General features: G+C 43.9%; 20 protein-coding genes, 2 pseudogenes and 1 riboswitch. Of the genes and pseudogenes, 13 read left to right on the top strand and 9 right to left on the bottom strand.

Annotated elements, in window-relative coordinates; translation table 11 throughout:
* Positions 1-19: 19 nt before the first annotated feature.
* Positions 20-997 carry a S66 peptidase family protein gene (locus tag NYE36_RS10990; protein ID WP_040238044.1) on the bottom strand — a complete coding sequence of 326 codons (978 nt, stop codon included), beginning with the start codon at positions 995-997 and terminating at the stop codon, positions 20-22.
* Positions 998-1,061: 64 nt separating this feature from the next.
* The gene (locus NYE36_RS10985; RefSeq protein WP_040238046.1) at positions 1,062-1,559 is read right to left on the bottom strand and encodes an N-acetyltransferase; all 498 of its coding nucleotides are present in this window, start codon (positions 1,557-1,559) and stop codon (positions 1,062-1,064) included.
* A 194-nt stretch (positions 1,560-1,753) separates the two neighbouring features.
* Between NYE36_RS10985 and NYE36_RS10980 the strand changes: the two genes are divergently transcribed.
* Both NYE36_RS10980 and NYE36_RS10975 read left to right on the top strand, forming a co-directional pair.
* Entirely contained in the window at positions 1,754-2,536 is a 783-nt protein-coding gene (locus NYE36_RS10980) for a VLRF1 family aeRF1-type release factor (RefSeq protein ID WP_265451415.1), read from the top strand.
* A gap of 144 nt (positions 2,537-2,680) precedes the next feature.
* Positions 2,681-3,217 (top strand): DUF420 domain-containing protein, encoded by a 537-nt coding sequence (locus tag NYE36_RS10975; protein ID WP_007407990.1) that lies wholly within the window; start codon positions 2,681-2,683, stop codon positions 3,215-3,217.
* A 64-nt stretch (positions 3,218-3,281) separates the two neighbouring features.
* On the opposite strand, the gene NYE36_RS10970 is transcribed toward NYE36_RS10975, so the two are convergent.
* Entirely contained in the window at positions 3,282-3,947 is a 666-nt protein-coding gene (locus NYE36_RS10970) for a lysozyme family protein (protein ID WP_003153802.1), read from the bottom strand.
* A gap of 191 nt (positions 3,948-4,138) precedes the next feature.
* On the opposite strand from NYE36_RS10970, the gene czrA reads away from it, so the two are divergent.
* Positions 4,139-4,471, top strand: a complete 333-nt coding sequence (gene czrA / locus NYE36_RS10965; protein WP_012117736.1) for a Zn(II)-responsive metalloregulatory transcriptional repressor CzrA — start codon at positions 4,139-4,141, stop codon at positions 4,469-4,471.
* 29 nt (positions 4,472-4,500) lie between these two features.
* Here czrA and NYE36_RS10960 read toward each other — a convergent pair whose 3' ends face one another.
* Positions 4,501-5,022, bottom strand: a complete 522-nt coding sequence (locus NYE36_RS10960) for a hypothetical protein (protein WP_007407994.1) — start codon at positions 5,020-5,022, stop codon at positions 4,501-4,503.
* A 224-nt stretch (positions 5,023-5,246) separates the two neighbouring features.
* On the opposite strand from NYE36_RS10960, the gene NYE36_RS10955 reads away from it, so the two are divergent.
* From NYE36_RS10955 to NYE36_RS10930, 6 genes and pseudogenes are all read left to right on the top strand, one after another.
* Positions 5,247-5,966, top strand: a complete 720-nt coding sequence (locus NYE36_RS10955; protein WP_094032104.1) for an MBL fold metallo-hydrolase — start codon at positions 5,247-5,249, stop codon at positions 5,964-5,966.
* On the top strand, positions 5,966-6,532 hold the full coding sequence (locus tag NYE36_RS10950; protein WP_094032105.1) for a TetR-like C-terminal domain-containing protein: 567 nt from the start codon (positions 5,966-5,968) through the stop codon (positions 6,530-6,532). Before NYE36_RS10955 ends, NYE36_RS10950 begins: the two co-directional genes overlap by 1 nt.
* Positions 6,533-6,584: 52 nt before the next feature.
* Positions 6,585-7,294: pseudogene (locus NYE36_RS10945) on the top strand (helix-turn-helix domain-containing protein).
* Positions 7,295-7,362: 68 nt separating this feature from the next.
* On the top strand, positions 7,363-7,695 hold the full coding sequence (gene csaA, locus NYE36_RS10940; RefSeq protein ID WP_007611940.1) for a chaperone CsaA: 333 nt from the start codon (positions 7,363-7,365) through the stop codon (positions 7,693-7,695).
* 329 nt (positions 7,696-8,024) lie between these two features.
* Positions 8,025-9,827 carry a T7SS effector LXG polymorphic toxin gene (locus tag NYE36_RS10935; RefSeq protein ID WP_241457492.1) on the top strand — a complete coding sequence of 601 codons (1,803 nt, stop codon included), beginning with the start codon at positions 8,025-8,027 and terminating at the stop codon, positions 9,825-9,827.
* Between the two features lie 14 nt (positions 9,828-9,841).
* Positions 9,842-10,300, top strand: a complete 459-nt coding sequence (locus tag NYE36_RS10930; protein WP_015417611.1) for an SMI1/KNR4 family protein — start codon at positions 9,842-9,844, stop codon at positions 10,298-10,300.
* A 38-nt stretch (positions 10,301-10,338) separates the two neighbouring features.
* On the opposite strand, the gene NYE36_RS10925 is transcribed toward NYE36_RS10930, so the two are convergent.
* Both NYE36_RS10925 and NYE36_RS10920 read right to left on the bottom strand, forming a co-directional pair.
* A complete protein-coding gene (locus NYE36_RS10925) occupies positions 10,339-10,620 on the bottom strand; it encodes a hypothetical protein (RefSeq protein WP_061860625.1) in 282 nt (93 codons plus the stop codon).
* Entirely contained in the window at positions 10,613-11,191 is a 579-nt protein-coding gene (locus NYE36_RS10920; RefSeq protein WP_061860624.1) for a MarR family transcriptional regulator, read from the bottom strand. The genes NYE36_RS10925 and NYE36_RS10920 overlap by 8 nt, the downstream gene beginning before the upstream one ends.
* A 196-nt stretch (positions 11,192-11,387) precedes the next feature.
* Between NYE36_RS10920 and NYE36_RS10915 the strand changes: the two genes are divergently transcribed.
* Complete coding sequence (locus tag NYE36_RS10915) at positions 11,388-11,612, top strand: hypothetical protein (RefSeq protein ID WP_015417608.1); 225 nt, start codon at positions 11,388-11,390, stop codon at positions 11,610-11,612.
* Positions 11,613-11,655: 43 nt separating this feature from the next.
* Here the strand turns inward: NYE36_RS10915 and NYE36_RS10910 are convergent.
* Positions 11,656-11,939: pseudogene (locus tag NYE36_RS10910) on the bottom strand (hypothetical protein).
* A gap of 100 nt (positions 11,940-12,039) precedes the next feature.
* Positions 12,040-14,088 carry a molybdopterin oxidoreductase family protein gene (locus NYE36_RS10905; RefSeq protein ID WP_265451310.1) on the bottom strand — a complete coding sequence of 683 codons (2,049 nt, stop codon included), beginning with the start codon at positions 14,086-14,088 and terminating at the stop codon, positions 12,040-12,042.
* 148 nt (positions 14,089-14,236) lie between these two features.
* Positions 14,237-14,329, top strand: a riboswitch (SAM riboswitch).
* A gap of 121 nt (positions 14,330-14,450) precedes the next feature.
* Between NYE36_RS10905 and NYE36_RS10900 the strand changes: the two genes are divergently transcribed.
* Genes NYE36_RS10900 through NYE36_RS10890 form a run of 3 tightly spaced genes read left to right on the top strand, consistent with a single transcriptional unit; the run spans position 14,451 to position 18,221 of the window.
* The gene (locus NYE36_RS10900; RefSeq protein ID WP_042635260.1) at positions 14,451-15,467 is read left to right on the top strand and encodes a 2-hydroxyacid dehydrogenase; all 1,017 of its coding nucleotides are present in this window, start codon (positions 14,451-14,453) and stop codon (positions 15,465-15,467) included.
* Positions 15,460-16,926, top strand: a complete 1,467-nt coding sequence (locus NYE36_RS10895; RefSeq protein WP_144464399.1) for an FGGY-family carbohydrate kinase — start codon at positions 15,460-15,462, stop codon at positions 16,924-16,926. The genes NYE36_RS10900 and NYE36_RS10895 overlap by 8 nt, the downstream gene beginning before the upstream one ends.
* Positions 16,927-16,973: 47 nt before the next feature.
* Entirely contained in the window at positions 16,974-18,221 is a 1,248-nt protein-coding gene (locus NYE36_RS10890) for an RbtT/DalT/CsbX family MFS transporter (RefSeq protein WP_020955920.1), read from the top strand.
* A 31-nt stretch (positions 18,222-18,252) separates the two neighbouring features.
* Here the strand turns inward: NYE36_RS10890 and NYE36_RS10885 are convergent, their stop codons facing one another.
* The gene (locus NYE36_RS10885) at positions 18,253-19,014 is read right to left on the bottom strand and encodes a hypothetical protein (RefSeq protein ID WP_144464397.1); all 762 of its coding nucleotides are present in this window, start codon (positions 19,012-19,014) and stop codon (positions 18,253-18,255) included.
* Positions 19,015-19,045: the final 31 nt, after the last annotated feature.

The following is a 19,045-nucleotide window of genomic DNA, read 5'->3' as shown; positions in this document are numbered from 1 at the left end:
TTTTTCCCGTCTTTATGTATTAATGCCGATCGATCCATATCCGTCCGCCTTCTGAGCCGGCTTCTATCCTGCATGTTCCTCCGATCGGGAATGTCATCAAAGGGGAGGTATGGCCGAAATCAGCATTTGCGATAACAGGCATGGATGCCAGTTCTTCTTTTGTACGGATGACGGCACGCAGAGCCTCCTCAGACACATTTGAAGCATGCTGGAAACGTCCGATGACAATTCCTTTCACGGCTGAAAAAGCGGGAAGGTGGATGAGTGACTGCAAATCCCGGTCAAACATATGAATGTCCGACATATAATCATCTTCTATAAACAGAATCACTTGCTCCATCTCCGGAAAGTATTCGGTGCCCTGCAGAAGATTCAGCGTGCATAGATTTCCTCCGATCAGTGTTCCTTCCGCATATCCGGGTTGAATAACGAGCGGTCCCGGATTCCGATAAAAACGTCTGTCCTCCTGGTTCAAATACCATTTATCATCACTCCACTCAGATGAAGGCTTTACCTCATACGGGTTGTCAGAAGCACAGCAGGCCAAGAAAGAGTCAATCGTATAGTCCAGCCCTTTTTTCATGGCAAATGAAGAAAAATGGGGACCGGAATATGTAATAAGGCCGGTTTTTTGATATATGGCATGGCCGAGAGCGGTAATATCTGAATAGCCGCAAAGGATTTTCGGATGCCGCTTGATGTTTTCATAATCAAGATAGCGAAGCAGCTGATTTGATTGGAACCCGCCGAGTGTCGTCAAAATCGCTTTGATGTCAGGATCAGCGAAAGCTTCGTGCAGATCCTGTACACGCGATTCAATGGATGATGAATCAAATTCATTTATTTCTTTCGCATGCTCTGAAAAAGAGACACAAAAGCCCAGCTCCTCCAATTTTGTCTTCGCGGCATTTATATTTTCATCTGACATAACGGACATGCTTGTGGCCGGAGACACAATACGAATGCCGTCACCTTTTTTCAATTTTTCCGGATACAAAAAAAACCCTCCTTAAATGGTTTAATCTATTACACCATATTAACGAGGGTTTATCTATCATTTTTTACAGGTCGACCCATTTAATGCCGCCTGATTGCGTATCATTGTCAATCCAGACATCAAAGTGATGCTTTTCATAAAAATGAATGAGTCTGTCGACATGATCCCAATCACGCTTAGCGATGTCGCCCGTCACTTTCGGGATATTCTGCTCTCTGGCGATATGTTTTAAAAATTTCATGCAGATCGAGCCATAGCCGTGGTTCGGCGGGCCTTTAATGTCCCCGATGTGAATGGCATTGTCATAATAAGAGGCGATCAGTGAAAAACAGCCTCTTCCCCGGTAGGCTGATTCACAATCAGTCAGCATAATCTTACATGTTTGGCCATCATCAATCGAGGAAACAATGATCCAATCGTCATTGTTCGATTGATCAATACCAAGCACTCGCGCGTCTTTTGATACATCTATCAGATTTTCCCGCATTCTGAAAATCTGAAATTCAAGTTTATGAAGCTCTTTTTCCAGCTCTTTCTGATCTCTTTCTTCTGTAGTAAACAAAATCATACTCCTTTCACAGCGTAAAAGTCTTAGTCAAACACAAGTATCCATTGTAGTAAATGATGTCTTGGTTTGTAAATGGGTTTTGCAAAAACTTTTTTAGAAAAGTCTGCCGTTTATATGTGGATTGACGTTTTTAAGGCGGTGCGGATAGGGAAAGGAACAGTGAGCAGCGGAAAAAGGAGGAATCTATAATGGCAATTGACTCACTCATCGGCAAATTGAAGTACGTAATGACGGAATCTCCTGATAAAATGCTTTCCTTATATGTCAATACGGATATGAGAAATCCGGATCAGCAGGGGGGAGAGTGGAAAATCGCCTTGAAAACCGGTTTTCGGAGATTAAAAGAGTATCTGTCTGCCAGTGATCCGGAAGAAGAAAAATCTCTCGTCCGCATCATGGAACGTGTCTATCAATATATCGATGGGCTTGGTAAAGAGATGCCGCGAAGTCTCGTATTTTTTGCATCGGGAGAAGGCGGTATTTGGGAGACGATTGAATTGCAGGTGCCTGTCGAAACACGATTTTATTGGGAAGAGATGGCTGTCCTTGATCAATTAGAACTTCTTCGTGAACAATTTCCGAGCACGGCTTTTATTCTCACCCAGCAGAATGAAGTGAAGATCATAGAAACCGTACTCGGAAAAATTGAAGGGGTGGAGCATTATCAATACGACGTCATCAATGAATCGTGGAAACCGCAGGATGTAAGCGGAAGCTTCGCATCGATGGACGAAGACGCCGCCAAAGCCCATGTTGAAGAAAACCAAAACAGGCTGTATAAACGATTGGCTTCAAACCTTGATCAAAAGGCCGCTTCACACCAATGGGAGCGTCTCGTAATCGCAGGGGACAAAGAAACAGCCGATATTCTCGATCAGCATATGAATAAACCGATAGATCGGATCATTCCAAAAAATCTGTTGAATGAAAACGAACATAAGGTGATAGAAGAACTGTTGAAGGAAGCATAATATGACGAAAGGCCGGGTCTCAAACACCCGGTCTTTTTAGGGCTTAAGTTTGTCTAATTTCTGACGAAGCGGACGAAACCGTTGACATCAAAGCTGAATTCTCATACCATTTGGATAGTCAGTAAAATTGAGAGAGGTCATAAGATGAATCAGACAGAAAACAAACCTAAAAGTTATACCGGTATCGTGCTGACATTGACCGTTCTGATCAACGGGTTAATTGCGGTGCTGTTTTTTATGCCGAAATCGGGACAGGTCAGCATTGCCAATATTCATATTCTGCCGATGTTAAATGCTATTTTTAACAGTTTTACTTTTATCTTTTTGCTGGCAGCGCTCTTTATGATTAAGCAAAAAAATATTCAAGCGCATAAACGCTTTATTTTGGCGGCGTTTACGACGACTCTGCTGTTTTTGATCTGCTATGTCGTATACCACTCTGTGGCTGAAAATACTTTATTCGGCGGTCACGGCATCATTCGGGGGATTTATTTCTTTATTTTAATTACGCACATCTGTCTTTCCGCCGTTATCGTGCCGCTTGCGCTGTTTACGCTGATCAGAGGATTCAGTATGCAGGTGGAGCGCCACAAAAAAATCGCGAGATGGACGATGCCGCTCTGGCTGTATGTCAGTCTGACGGGTGTCATTGTATACTTAATGATCTCACCGTATTATTAAAAAAAGCCGTGCTCTGCGCGGCTTTTTTCTATTGATTGAAAAAGGCGCCTCATCAGGGCGCCTTTTACTCTTCAAGCGTTTCAAGTGTTGTTACATTTAAGGATTGTTCAACGGTTTTTGTTTTTGCTTTTACTTTTTCTGCGTACGTGTAATCACCATAGCAGTAGGGATAACGGAAATTGTCTTTGTTCCCTCCGCAAGTGTAAAGTTTCGGATTCTTTTTGACCTGCTGCTCGGAGTATTGTTTTGCCAGTTCCTCAGTATGCGATCCTCCATGTTCAGCCACAAAATCAATATAGCCGGCTCCCATGTTGTAGCTTTGTATAATCGTATCCAAGTCTACGCCTTTTTTCTTGCCTGTTTGGTACATGAGAGTGAATTGTTTGATTCCCTGTTTGATACTGGTTTGAGGGTTTTTAATCTCATTTCGCTTTAAACCCAGAGATTCTGAAGACTGCATGGGATCATTTCCTCTTCCTTTTGACTCCTGATATATCATGCCGAGTACAAGCGATGTATATTTGGTGAGTCCTTTTTCATCCAGCTCGTCTTCAACAAGCGGTTTGTAATCTGTCAGCCGTTCAAGGACGATCGGCTTGACATCAAACGGAAGACTTTTGAGCCATTCATTATTTGAAAATAACAGAATGAGGAAGAAGGAAACCATGACAAAAACACATATCATCATAAGACCCGCGGCAGCGAAACAGCCTTTTTTCTTTTTCTCCACTGTGTTTCACCCTCAATTTCAGGAGCATTATGACTTTTTCATTATGACACAGATGAATGCGCGAAACCAAGCGGAAACCCGTATTTGAAACATAAATTTAAAATAACGGTTCTTTTGTCAGGCGCAGGATGTATCTGCATCAATTGACATTTGGTATAATTGGGCTACTTGAGAAAAGAAGGGTGAGGTATATGACTGAATTTCACGAATCCGGAAACAAAAATGACCCCGCTGTCGATTTAGATGAGGAAACTTTATTTTTGGTTGCCCAGACTTTTAAGGCGCTGTCTGATCCGACCAGAATCAGAATTCTCCATTTGTTGTCACAGGGTGAGCACGCGGTAAATGATATCGCAGAAAAGCTGAATTTGCTGCAGTCTACCGTTTCTCATCAGCTGCGTTTTCTTAAAAATCTGCGCCTCGTCAAATCACGCAGAGAAGGAACATCCATCTATTATTCTCCTGAGGATGAACATGTGTTAGATGTGCTTCAGCAAATGATTCACCATACGCGGCACGATTAAAAAACATCCCTGCTTTTTAGACAGGGATGTCAGCCGTACTGACTGTTATTGGTTTGGTCTCTGCTCGTTTTTAAAACATAAAAAGAGAAGCCGCTGTAATACACTGCGATGAAATAAAAGATACTGATGGTCAGCGGATCGGCGCCGACCGTTTGGCTGTATGCCTCCGGATGGGTAAAGTCCGCTGTGACCCGGTAAATTTCAATAACGCGATAAACAAATCTCGATAGGAATAACGTTAATAGAATAAGTTCAATCCACAGGTGAGTGCGAAAATACATTTTTCCGCGGCGTTCTTCAAAAGAAATGTTCCGTTTTGCAAACAGGACCAGAAGCCAGCCGCAAAAAGTGCCGAATATAAGATGGCCGTATAAAGCCGGGTGTGTGATGCTGAAAAACGCCAGAGCTGCGGCCAGCAATGAAAACAAAATCATTCTTGTATAAAGCCAGCGGGGTTTCAAAGGCTGAAAGCCGACGGACCGTTTCACCTTTTTATACAGAAAAAAGGCAATCATTAAGACAGGGCAGATGCTTTGAAGTGTGATATGCATGGTGTGAAACTCCCCCTCCGTTGAGTAGTGTATGCTTATCCGGCTGGTTTTAGTAGTGTGATTTATTCGCAGGCTGAAAGCATCTTTTATCACAGTATGCGCGTTTCTTTTTTTTGCATAAGAGAAGCGCCCGCGCCTTTTTCAGGATTTAAACAGAAAACTCTTGATAAACTAACGGTATTAGTTATAATGAAACTAATGATATTAGTTTTAGGAGGATGTTCATGAGAATCTTACAATACGGAACCGTTTGGCAGCTGACTTTTTTTCCCGCGCTCTTCCCGGTGAATTGTTATTTGGTTGAAGAAGAAGAAGGAGTAACCCTGATTGACGCCGGACTGCCTAACAGTCATAAAGGAATCAAACAAGCATTGCGGCAGCTTGGGAAGCCGCTGAATGACATATTACTCACCCACGCGCACGGGGATCACATCGGTTCGCTTGACTCATTAGCTGCGGAATTTCCGGATGCTTCCGTCTGTATTTCTGAGCGGGATTCTTTCTTGCTGAAAGGTGACACTTCATTATTTGAGCATGAAGCACAAACGCCGATAAAGGGGGGAGTGCCGAAAAATGTTCAGACCGAACCTGATCGCCTGCTGAAAGGCGGCGAGCGGATCGGATCTTTACTTGTCGTTCCCGCTCCCGGTCATACGCCGGGAAGCCTCGCTTTTAAAGATACGAGAAATGATATGCTGATCGTCGGAGATGCCTTTCAAGTACGGGGCGGCCTTGCTGTTTCTGGGAAGCTGAAATGGAAATTTCCGTTTCCGGCTTTTGCTACGTGGAATAAAGAAGAAGCTGTAAAAACAGCAAGAACACTTATCGCTCATCAACCAAGCAGTCTGGCCGCCGGACATGGAAATGTTCTCTGCAATCCCGTTGAAATGATGGCTGAGGCTGCTGAGGAAGCCGAACGAAGCCTGCCGGGAGGCCGATCATAATGTCACCGAGAGTCGGAATGAGCCTTGACATGATATTGAGAGCCGCAGCAGGCATCGCTGACGAAAAAGGGCTGAACGAAGTGACACTTGCGGCTGTTGCAAAGTCCTTAAACGTAAAACCGCCTTCCCTTTACAATTTTGTCAATGGCCTTCAAGGAATTAAAACAGAGCTGGCTGTCTCCGGTTTAACTATGTTATATAAAAAAATGGCGGCCTCTGCAGAAGGACTGACGGGTGAAACGGCTTTGCTTGCTCTTGCCGATGCCTATATCAATTTCGCCGAAGCCAATCCCGGATTATATGACGCAACATTTCAAAAGATAAAAGACGGGCGGATTGAGAATCTGTCAAGCCTGCTTGTAGAGCTTGTTGTCAGGCAGCTGACTGCTAACGGTTATGCACAGTCTGACACTGCGATTCATGCTGCGAGAGGACTGAGGAGCCTTCTTCACGGATTTGCCGTGTTGAGAAAACAGAGTGCATTTGAATTAACCGAATCAATTAAGGAAAGCCGGAAGTTTGCAGTTGTTGCATTCCTAAGAGGTTTGCAGGATAGGGAACAATAATATTATTATGTAAACTAAATAAAAAGACGCATCATGTAAAAAGGAGGGACAAATGGATTCATTACAACATATCATTTGTGAGCGGCGCACCTATTCACATATTTTTGATTCTCATGCACACACATACTGCCAAATGCTCTTTCCGCTCGAAGGACAGCTGACTTGGAGACAGAAAGACGTAAAATCAGATTAAAACCTGATCAAATGTTGTATATTCCGCCCGGGCATGAACATCGGTTCCGTTCTTTGGAGCGAAATGAATGTCTCGTTCTCGACATACCGGCAAATTTTTTCAAAGGTTCATTAGACCCCGGCGTTCTGAATAAGCTTGATCCTTTTTGGACATCGATTCGGTTTCTGCTGACAGAAGAGACAAAGCAGCAGTCGGCTCATTCATTGAGTCTGCTTGCAGAATATATTGCTGAAAAGATACAAGAAAACCGTACAAATGATTCAATTGCGTATATCCGCCGAAATCTCTCAAAGACTTTTACAATTAAAGAGCTTGCCGCAATGGAACATTACCACCCGGCGTATTATTCCGACTGGTTTAAAAAGCAGACGGGGAAAAGCCCGCAAGCTTATATTGCTGAGCTCCGTATGAAGAAAGCGGAACAAATGCTTATTGAAACAAAATGCCGGCTGACAGACATCAGTCAGGAGGTCGGCTTTCAAAATTTGTCTTCCTTTACCAGATGGTTTGTCAGACATAAGGGAATAACGCCGCGCGTCTTCCGAAACACCTTTCAATCTGATAAATAATCCTGAAAATCGGTTAAATAAACTGCTTCTTTTTTTGGTATCATGATTGTAAAAAAGGAGTTTTTGATATGGCAGTCATCGAAGATTTTATCAAGCTTGATCTTAGAATAGGAACGGTCGTAAAAGCGGAAGTATTCCCGGAAGCAAAGGTGCCGGCCATTAAGATGACAATAGATTTCGGCGAAGAGATCGGCATGAAACAATCAAGCGCCCAGATTACAAAACGGTACGAACCGGGTGATCTGACGGGCAGACAGGTTACCGCTATTGTCAACTTTCCGCCGCGGCGGATCGCCGGATTTAAGTCAGAAGTTCTCGTTCTCGGCGGCATCCCGGAAAAAGGAGACGTTGTCCTGCTTACGCCAGAGCAGACAGTACCGAACGGAACGAAAATCGGATAATAAAAAAAGACGTTTGCAGAAGCAAACGTCTTTTGCGTATTGAGGCGATACACCACACGCCACATTCGTGTGTGCCGCAAGGGCATGTGCATCGGCTTACACAATTCAGCTCATCGCTATATCAATATAGCATGGCGGGTGTGGAAATGCAAGAGATTTTTTAATATATGTTATATCTGGCTTGTTTTGCCGATCCCCGATTCCGTCGTGTAAGGTTTTCTTTGAAATTTTATGATCTTGAATAAAGCAGTTCGACAAATGCAAGAGATTCATCTAATCTTATATCCTATGGTAAAATTTAGACAGAAAGAAGCAGAAAGGAGCCGTAAATGAAAGTATTTGAAGCAGCCTCGTTCATTTCAGCCGCAGAAAAGCGGGCAAAACAATACGATCAGATTAGAGAACAATTTATCAATCTCAGAAAAGCGTTTCAGGGAATGGCTGACTTAGACGACAGTGAGTTTTCAGGCAAAGGCGCAGACAACATCAAAGCATTCTTTCAAGATCACGCCGGTGTCACAGACAGCTGGCTTGATCTAATCGATATGAAGATTGCGTTTCTTAACAGTATTTCAGGAAAAGTAGCTGATGCCGGATTGGGCGATTCGTTTGTGGAAGAGTCCTTTTTAGAACACGAGCTGATCCATGCGAAGAATCAATCACAAGCCATCATGCAGGAGCAGCGCAATGAACTCAAGGACATCATAAATGAAATCAGCGATATCATTCATCTTGATGTTTTCTCGACAGAAGATGTCGATCAAAATCTGGAATCAGCAGACAAAAAACGGGACGATACCGTAAATAGGCTCGGAAAGCTCGATCACGATCTAACGAAAGAATACGCAGAAACAGAAGCGAACGAACAGTTCATTCAGGCAGATTTTCAACAGCTCCAAAACGCTACGGGCAAAGGAAAAAACGCCACTCCGCTTCATTATAACGTCAAGGCATACAGGGAAAGTGACATACATAAGAAAAAAGGCGAGATTGCAAGACACTCAGACACATATTTAACGTTTAAGAAGGAAGAAGCAAAAGAGCGGGAAATCAAGGATCTGAAGAAAAAGCTCGCTGACGGTGTGACCGATCCGGATGAATATTTGGAAATTGCGAAGAAGATCGGCTATGAAAACCTTGAACCTTCCCAGCAGCAATATGTCATTCAGCTTGAACAAGCAAAACAGCTGGAAGAAGCCGGAGAAGTGACTTGGGATATTTTAAAAGGAGCCGGCGTCGGTCTATATGATGTCGGGAAAGACACGGTAACCGGTTTATGGGACTTCATAACCGATCCGGGAGAAACCTTGTCAGCACTGGGGAATGCAGTACTTCATCCTGTTAAAACATATGATGCTGTTTCGGCAGCAATCGAGGAATCGTATCAAAAAGATATGGTAAATGGAGATGCGTATTCCAGATCAAGATGGGTGACATATGCGGTCGGTTCAGTGGCTGTTGCTGTCGTCGGAACGAAAGGCGCAGGAGCCGTTAACAAAGCTGATGCGGCGGGGAAGGTCATAAACAAGGCAGGACAGGCAGGGAAGAAAATTAAAGACGTTAAACTTCCAGAACTGCTTCCTTATAACTCTAAATATGATCTTGCTCTGTCGGGTGACGTACCATACAATGTGGTTGACAGCCAAAACCTTAAAAATGAACTTTTGACCAATGCAAAGAAAATCCCGGATGGAACGAGAAAGCCGTTTACTGGTCAAGAAATAAACCTTCCTTGGTTAAATAAAGAAAAGTATGGTGCCTTTAAGGTTAAGGGCAAGGTAAAAGCAAAGGGAAAAGTTAAAGACATAAGCCGCAGAGTGTATACTATGAAAGATATTGATATGAACCAAAAAACAGAATTTGGGGTAACAAATCTTCAGCTTATGAAAAACGGTAATGCTCCTTATGCAAAAGATGGCACACAGATTAATTTACATCACTTGATTCAAGAAGAACCTGGCCCAATGCTTGAAATCCCAAACAGTTTACATACAAAATATAGTGATGTTATTCATAAGCTTAAGACTGATGGTGAAAGTTTTAGAAATGATAGAGTTTTAAAAGCACAATATGAAAGCTTTCGAAAGAGATATTGGAAGTGGAGAGCGAAACAATTTGAGAATGAGAATTGAGGTGTTTAAATTAAATGATTTATTCAAAGGTTGAAACCTTTATTAATGAAAACAAGCAAAATGCTATATTCACAGAGGGTGCAAGCCTAGAAAACATAACTCGCATTGAAGAAACCCTCCAATGCGAACTTCCTATTAGCTATAAATGGTTCTTAGAAAAATACGGTGCTGGTGGTTTATTCGGGGTTTTAGTTTTAGGCTATAACTTCGATCATGCGTCAGTTGCAGATAAAACTAAAGAATATAAACAACATTATGGACTTGCTGATGGTCTTGTTGTCATAGAAGATGTTGATTTCTTTGCTTACTGTCTAGATACGAATAAAATGAAAGACGGAGAATGCCCTGTAGTGGAATGGGATAGGATAATTGGCTATCAAGATATCGCTGCAGAAAGCTTTATCGAATTTTTTTATAATAAGATTCAGGAAGCGAAAGATGACTGGGAAGAAGATGAAGACTGGGACGATTAATAAAAAAAGCTCTCTTTTAGAGAGCTTTTTTCAGATTTTCAATTTTTAACAGGCTTTATAATGAGCAAACAGGCATTACTCAAAATACTCGCCGCGCCTATCCAAAGCAGCCATTGTGTTGCGGTCAGCCATGAGGCAGTTAGGATAAAGAGTCCAATGGCAATTGATATATAATTGCCGGCTCGGTCCAGTTTACGTTTGTAATGAATTTTATATTTGGCATGAGAAATAAATTGATCAATTTTATCTTTCAGCTCATAGCATTTTTCCTTCATCTTATCCTCTGTTTCTTTTACTTTTCGATAAAGCATATTATTCATCGTCTGCACTCCCATATCGCCGTTTTGAAAATTCAGCCATGATTTTTTCTTCATAGTCATCTGAGATGAATTGTGCCTGATCTTCAACTTTCAAATGTGCTTTTTCTTCAAAACCATCCTGTTCTTCACCATCAAAACGATAAAGTTTTTGCAATAGCCTCCAGAATGTTTCAATTTCATCAGTTGTAAAGTCATGAAACATATCCGCTAAAAAATAGGTGGATTTTTCTGAACAGGAAATTAACGCTTTTTTTCCTTCAGCGGTAATCTCAATATTGATTGCACGTTTATCCAGTTTGCTTGGCACAGTGTGAACATATCCTTTTTTCGCGAGGCTTGAAATTAATTTGTTAGCGGTTTGTTTTGTTGTGCCCAGCTTTTTAGCGATATTCATAAGTGTGGTATCTTCCGTCGGTAAATGGGCAATAGCAATAAGAGTCATGTGCTGTCGGGAAGTCAACAACTCTAAGTATTCGTCCCCCCGAGCCTGCACTTTATTGACAACCGAAAATAATGATGCGTAACTTTGTTGCATAACATGCAGTTCCTTCATTAATAAATTAATATCCATAAGGTATCTCCTATCTTAATTGTCACCATGTTGACAATTATAATATACAACGAAACGGGAAACAAGTCAACATGGTGACTAATGGGAGGGGTTACGGCTGTTTCAAAAATATCACAGGCAGTCGGAGTGTTTACAGAAGGGGTAATAAGTAAAAGAATGCGAAAAGGCATTAATACAAAGTGAGAAGGTGTTTGACATGCAGAAAGTGAACTGGTCAGAACAGTATGAATGGTTCAATAAACAAGATGAAAAAGACGGGCGTTTAATGGCGCTCCTTCGTCATGAGCTTACATATGAGGAAGTCATACGGTTATATAAGAAAGGGTTTTATTTGAAATCTAAAGAAGGGGATGTTTCGTTACGTAAGAATGATATCTGTCGTATGTTTGGGGTTGAAGAGAGGCAGGGCGGCGAATCTTAATAAACGGGAAGAGACAAACTCTTCCCGCTTTTCATGGCAGCTGTTATTCTTTTTCCAGCATGGAAGTCAGCCATTCTCTTAATGCAGTTTTCTGTACATACCGCTTTCCGTTTCTCGTGATATGCGGAATGTCGGAGGTGTCGGGCACGATTTGTTTCGCTTCTTCCTTGGTAACTCCGAAATAATACCAATATAGAAGTGTAAATCTTTTTCTTTAATGAGAATGTGGTCAGTGTGTTCATGAGGATCAGGTGATTTAAAATTTTTCAATCCGTCTCCGATGAAATATCCGGCTAAAGCGATTCCGATGCCGGTAATGATATCCATACAGCAAACCTCCAATAAACGTTATCACTTTTTATACGGTGAAGCCGGCCGAAAGGATTCAGCCTTCATCAAAACCGCTCGGCGTTTATTGCGGACGGTTTTAATTGCTGAGCTTTTCCACCTGCACCTTTCCGGAGAAGAAAACAGCGCCTCCTCCCATATCCGCCAGCCGATCGGGCGTGAGCGAATTGACGAGCTGTTTTTTATCATCCATATCGGCCCAAAGACCTTGGCTGACTGCAACGCCGGGAAGCACCTGTTCGCCGACCGAAGCTGTTAATTCACACTCGCCGCGGTGATTCCAAACTCTAACGGTTTCCCCGTCTTCTATGTTCCGGCGTACAGCATCCTCTGTATGAATAAAAAGCTTTGGCGCTTTTTCTAATTTTACGTGTTTTTCATTATTCGAAAATGTTGAATTTAAAAAATTATGATTCGGTCCCGGGACAAATAAAAGCGGAAAATCACCATCGCTCTCAAGAGGGATATGTGTCGGCAGCGCGGGATAACCGTCCTGTTTCATCTTTTCCGAATATAATTCAATTTTTCCGCTCGGTGTCTTGAGCTGTCCCGGAAAAAGCGGTTTTTTCCGTTTGGCTTTCATGAAGGAATGGCGTGAGAGCGCTTCGTAATCAATATCCTCGATATACGGATTGTCGGGAAAGTCCAGCGCCTGTCTGATCAATTCTTCATCGGAATCCTGAAGCTCCTGCTCGGTAAATCCCATTGCTCCGGCAAGCAAACGGAACACTTCCGTATTCGATTTGCTGTCCCCGTAGGGTTCGATCACCGGTTTTTGCAGCTGAATAAAATGATGCCAGTAAGACGTGTAAAAATCCGTGTTTTCAAAAGCGGATGCAGCAGGGAGCACGATATCCGCATATTTGGCGGTTTCCGTTAAAAACAGATCGTGAACGACTGTAAATAAATCCTCCCGCAGCAGGCCTTTTCTGACTTTATTCGCTTCCGGCGCAACCACTGCGGGATTCGTACCGTAAATAAACAGGGAGCGCACGGGCGGTTTTGTTTCTAAAAGAACGCTTCCGAGCCTGTTCATATTAAATGATCGTGGCTTCCTGCCGTAAAGCAGATCAGGCCGCTGGAGCGCTTGTCTGTTATAGTTTAATACCGCGCTGTTGTGCTTGATTGCGCCTCCTCCGGTGTTGAGCCACTGTCCTGTAACAGCCGGAAGGCAGGCAACGGTGCGGACGATCATTCCGCCATTGTCATGGTGCTGAATGCCGTTTCCGATCCTGATAAGGGAAGGGGAGGTTTCCCCGTACATTCTCGCAAGGCGTCTGATATCGTCGGCTTTAACGCCTGTAATAGCAGAAACTGTTTCCGGATCATAGTGTTTGACATGCGCTTTTAATTCGTCACTGCCTTCGGTGTATTCTGTGAGAAATGCTTCATCGTGAAGGTTTTCGTCGAATAAGACATGCATGATACCGAGGGCGAGTGCGGCATCTGTGCCGGGGCGAATGGGAATAAACCAATCGGCAAGCCGGCCGGTTTGGTTCTTATGTACATCGATAACGACAATTTTAGCCCCTTTTTTCCGGGCTTTTTGGGCAATCATGACTTGGTGCATATTCGTGCTGACGGCATTGATTCCCCAAAAAATAAAGAGCTTTGCATGTATGGTCTCTTCCGGATCAGTACCCGCTCCTTCACCCATTGTATAGTTATAGCCTTCAGATCCGGCTTTGCTGCAGATCGTCCGTTCGAGATGACTCGCTCCGAGACGATGGAAAAAACGGCGGTCCATTCCCTCTGCCGCCAGTTTTCCCATATTGCCGTAAAAGCTGTACGGAAGAATGCTTTCCGCTCCTTCTTCGGCAATAAGCTCTTTCCAGCGCGCACTGATCGTATTGATCGCTTCCTCCCAGGAAATAGGCGTAAACGCGGCTTCACCTTTTTTACCGATCCGTTTTAACGGAACGGTTATGCGTTTCTCATCATAAATACGCTCAGCCATGTGTCTGACTTTGTTGCAAATATTCCCTGATGTGACCGGGTGATCGGGGTCTCCCTGAATGTTAACGATTTTTCCGTCTTTTTTTGTCACAAGCAAGCCGCATTGATCGGGACAGTCTAGTGAGCATACCGACTTAAAGACCCCGTTCGGCTGTTTTGCAGCAGAATTCATAGCCCATTTCTCCTCTTTGTTTATATTGTAAGCATTATAACATTTCAAAATCGAACGTCAATTCAGAAAAAAAAGTGTTGACATCACGGAAAGACTTTTCTATGATGAGTTTATTCTTTTAAACAGCCTGACAATTTCATCATTTTATTTTCTATCCAGAGAGGTGGAGGGACTGGCCCTACGAAACCTCGGCAACATTTATTGTGCCAATTCCAGCAAGCTTATGCTTGAAAGATAGGAAAGAATGATCTATACATATTTGTGCGCTTCAAGCGCATAAAGACGGTATATGAATCTCTTTCCTTCTTTGGGGAAAGAGATTTTTTTATGAAAAAATTTATGTGAAAAGGATGTTTTGCACCATGACGGTTTTAATTACCGCACCATATCACGACGAGGGGCTGAAGGAGCTGACTGAGCTGTTCGGCCGGACTGTGCACCGGCCGTGGAAGAAGCACGGCCGGGCCTATCGGGAAGATGAATTGATCCGAATGATTCAAGAGACAAACGCGTCGGGGCTTATCACTGAACTTGATGAGGTGTCTGAGCGTGTTATTGACATATTGCCTGATTCCGCTTTTATCGGTGTCTGCAGAGGAATGCCGTCTAACGTGAATATTGCGGCGGCGACTAAAAGAAAAATCCCCGTTTTCTTTACACCGGCCCGCAATGCCCAGGCTGTTGCTGAAATGTTTATCGGAAATGTGATTTCATTTTTGCGTCATACGTATTCTTCCCATCAGTGGCTGAAAGACGGGAAGTGGAATGGTGATTATTTGCAGGCTTACGTCAAATTCAGAGGAAATGAGCTGACGGGGAAAACAGTCGGCCTTATCGGTTTCGGAGCCGTCGGACAGAGAATCGCCCGGCTATTGGCCGCTTTTGACTGCAAGGTGCTTTACTATGATCCATTTGTCCGTCATGAAAACCGGGAGTATGAAAAAACGACGATTGAACGGGTATTTTCTGAAAGTGATATTGTTTCCGTTCACTTGCCGCGTACAGAAGAAACCATCGGCCTTATCGGCGCCCGGCACTTTCAATTGATGAAACAGGAAGCTGTTTTTGTCAATACGTCAAGAGCGGTGGTTACAGACAGGGAAGAGCTGCTGCGGGTGCTGAAAGAACGGCGGATTAAGGGAGCGATCCTTGACGTGTTTTATCACGAACCGCCAGAATCTTCTGATTATGAATTGATCTCTTTGCCTAATGTATTAGCGACTCCCCATTTAGCGGGCGCAACATTTGAAGTGGAAGATCATCATGTGAAGATTTTAAATGAAGCGCTTTTCAAATGGAAACAAGATCAAACCTGCTCAATACGTGAACTTTATAACAAAAGAGAACTTGAAACGGAAGGAGGAGGCTGTAATGGCTGAACAAAAAGGCTACCTTGTATTTGACATCGGGACGGGGAATGCGCGAGTCGCGGTCGTGACTGCCGGCGGCGAAGTGACCGCGCTTGAAAGGGAAGACATTGAATATGTGACGGATCCGCTTTATCCGGACGGACGATATTTCTCACCGGAAAGATTATGGACGCAAATCAGCGCTATGGCAAGGAAGGTTATTGCCAAAAGCCCACATATTACATTAATCGGAATCACCTCCACAAGCCAGAGGCAGGGAATTGTTCTGATCAATAAAGGTAAAAAGGCATTTCTCGGTCTGCCCAACATTGATAACAGAGGGCGTGAATGGGAAGACGGGATTGAGGCAATAGAAGAAGTGCATCAGCAAACCGGACGTCTTCCGAGCGCTTTATTTTCCGCCATGAAACTTGTCGGATTAAAAGCTAGACAGCCGTCTTTATGGAAAGAAGTGAAGTACATCACAAGCATCAGTGACTGGGTGACATTTGAGCTGAGCGGTATTTTAAGCTATGAACCGTCACAGGCTGCTGAAACACTGCTGTTTGACGTAAGGAAAAAGGCGTGGTCAGAGAAATTATGCAACATCTTCGGTGTGCCTTCTGCCATTCTTCCTTCACTCGTCCGATCTGGGACGGTTGTCGGAATGTTAACGTTTAAGAAAGCGGCGGTTCTCGGCCTTTCTGAAAGAGTGCCTGTGATTGCAGGCGGGGGAGACACACAGCTTGCCATCAAAAGTGCAGATGCAAAGCCGGGAGATATCGTCATCGTATCCGGCACGACGACGCCGATTACAAAGATAACAGCGGAGACCGGAACCGAAAGTTTAGAGAATGCATGGCTGAATTGCCATACAGAAGAAGGTCAATGGCTTCTTGAAACGAATCCGGGTGTAACAGGACTCAATTATCAAAAATTAAAATCCATTTTTTATCCGAATGAATCCTACGGCGTTATGGAACGGGAAATCGCAAGTCTGCCGAAACATGATCATGCTTGTATTTCTGCGTTAGGCTCCTATTTATCGCCTGAGAAAAACGCACTGGCAAAAGGCGGATTTATTTTTGACGCTCCGCTGTCCCAAAACTTAAGCAGAGCCCATTTTGTCAAAGCCGCACTGCTGGAAATCGCTTTTTCAATCAAATGGAACTATGAGGCGTTAACAGAGGTGGCTTCCTTTTCACAAGATGATGTGAAGGTGTGCGGCGGCGGTTTCCAAAGTGATGCTTTGACGCAGTTTCTTGCTAACCTTCTCCAAAAGAAAATCTATAAGAGAGAGGGGTTCAGCCAGGCATCCGCAATGGGAGCGGCGATGATTTGCAACGAAGCTCTCGGTGTGAAAGCAGAGCTTTCGAGCCGCACAAAGGTAATTGAGCCGGAAGCGGATCAGACGGATCTCTTCCTATATGAAGAATGGAAACATACGCAAAAATTATTTACTCATTTTCAGCCGGCGGTGAAAGCCTGACTTGGGGATGAGATGACAACATGAAAGATTGCTGAGGAGGAACAAAAATGCTTAATAAAATAGGAATTCCAAAACAGCTCGCATGGGGATTTTTGGGAGTCGTGCTGTTTATGATGGGGGACGGCCTTGAACAAGGATGGCTCAGCCCGTTTTTAGTTGAAAACGGCTTGACGGTACAGCAATCAGCATCCTTGTTTACAGTTTACGGTATTTCTCTCGCTGTGGCGTCTTGGTTTTCAGGGGTCTGCCTCGAAGCCTTCGGCGCAAAGCGGACGATGTTTATGGGGCTGTTGTTTTACGTTATCGGAACAGCCGCATTTATCGCATACGGATTTGAAAATCTTAATTTGCCGGTGATGTATGTCACGTATTTTATTAAAGGGCTGGGTTATCCGCTGTTTGCCTATTCTTTTTTGACATGGGTGATTTACCGGTCGCCGAAAAACAGGCTCAGTACGGCGGTCGGCTGGTTCTGGATTGCATATTGCTGCGGGATGTTTGTATTCGGTGCTTGGTATTCAAGCTGGGCCATCAAATCCTTCGGCTATTTGAATACACTGTGGAGTTCAATTTTTTGGGTCTGCCTCGGCGCGTTTTTTGCTTTGATTTTAAATAGGGACCGCTTTGAAAAGAAAAAGGCAGATAAGCTGGAAAAGGCGCAGGAATTAATGAAGGGAATCACCATCCTTGCTGAAAATCCGCGCGTGCTCTCTGGGGGGATCATTCGGATCATTAACAGCATCGGTACATACGGATTTCCGGTATTTCTTCCGATGCATATGGCGCAGCACGGCATTTCTACAAATGTATGGCTTCAAATTTGGGGAACGATCTTTCTCGGAAATATCGTCTTTAACTTAATCTTCGGCGCAGTCGGCGATGCCTTCGGCTGGAAAAAGACTGTCATGTGGTTCGGGGGAGTGGGCTGCGGCATTTTTACTCTTTTATTATATTATGCTCCTGTTGTATCACATGGGAACTTGCTTTTCGTCAGCATTGTCGGTTTTATATGGGGAGGGCTCCTCGCCGGGTTCGTTCCGATCGGGGCTATCGTGCCGACGGCGGCCGGCAGCGATAAAGGTGCTGCCATGTCTGTGTTAAATCTGGCTGCGGGCCTGTCGGCATTTGTCGGCCCTGCGCTTGCCTGGGCGTTCATCGGACTTGTCGGCGCACAAGGCGTTGTATGGATTTTCGCAGCGCTCTATTTCGTAAGTGCAATCTTGACCAATCAAATCAAAATACCTGAAGAGAAAACGGCAAAACACAATAAAGCATTGCCTGAATACGCTTCTTAACAGCAGCGCCCCGAAAATTCGGGGCGTTTTTTTACAGCTGCTGAAGAAACCCGGCAAAGCGCTGAATTTGTTCACGTAACGATTGTTTGTTTTCGTGAAATTGTTTGAAACGATGTCCGTTTGCTCCGGACGGATGCGGGAAGCCTTCCAGAATGACCGCATGACCCATTCTGCCGTTCTTCTTCAGCATGCGGCAGGCTGATTCTGCTGCTTTGCCGAGAGGGATAAGCAGAATGTCCTTTTTCATCATTTTTATTTCATCCGGAAAACATGTCAGCGCGTAACGGCTGAGAAGAGCTGACCTGCTGATTGCCGGCCGATGTCCCGTATAGTTTTTCTGTTTATAAAAAACAGGGTGTTTGATAACGGACGTTGTATGAAGAAGCTCCCGTTTTGAATCAAATAACCGGGATGAATCCTCAACGTGAAGCGCGGCCGGCAGACCGCATTCATTAAGCATTTCGATGATGTTCTGCCTCATTGAACCGGAAAGTCCGGCCGCTTTTTTTGTTTCATAGGCTATCGTTTCAAAAGTTTCGCCATCTTTTAAAAGCTGTGCCGCTTTTTTGTAAGCCAGCTGCATTTGAAAAAAACCGGGTGTGATTCCGGAAATGGCAACGACTGCATAAGGGTTAATATATTCATTATGAGGCGAATAATACAAATCCAGATCTCCGTCCTTAGCTAAATGGAAAGCCGGAGTCAGCAAATCCGATTTTGTAAACCCTCCCGAAGAAGATAGTGCTTTAAGCTGCTGCAAAAAATGCGCAAGCCGCTCACGATCGCAAATCATGTTATGCCTCCTTGAATCCGCCGGTTTCTCT

The organism is Bacillus sp. FSL R5-0593, from assembly GCF_038603755.1.
Classification (GTDB): domain Bacteria; phylum Bacillota; class Bacilli; order Bacillales; family Bacillaceae; genus Bacillus; species Bacillus velezensis.
The sequence above is the reverse complement of the archived record's forward strand: the minus strand, read 5'-3'. Positions and strand labels throughout refer to the sequence as shown.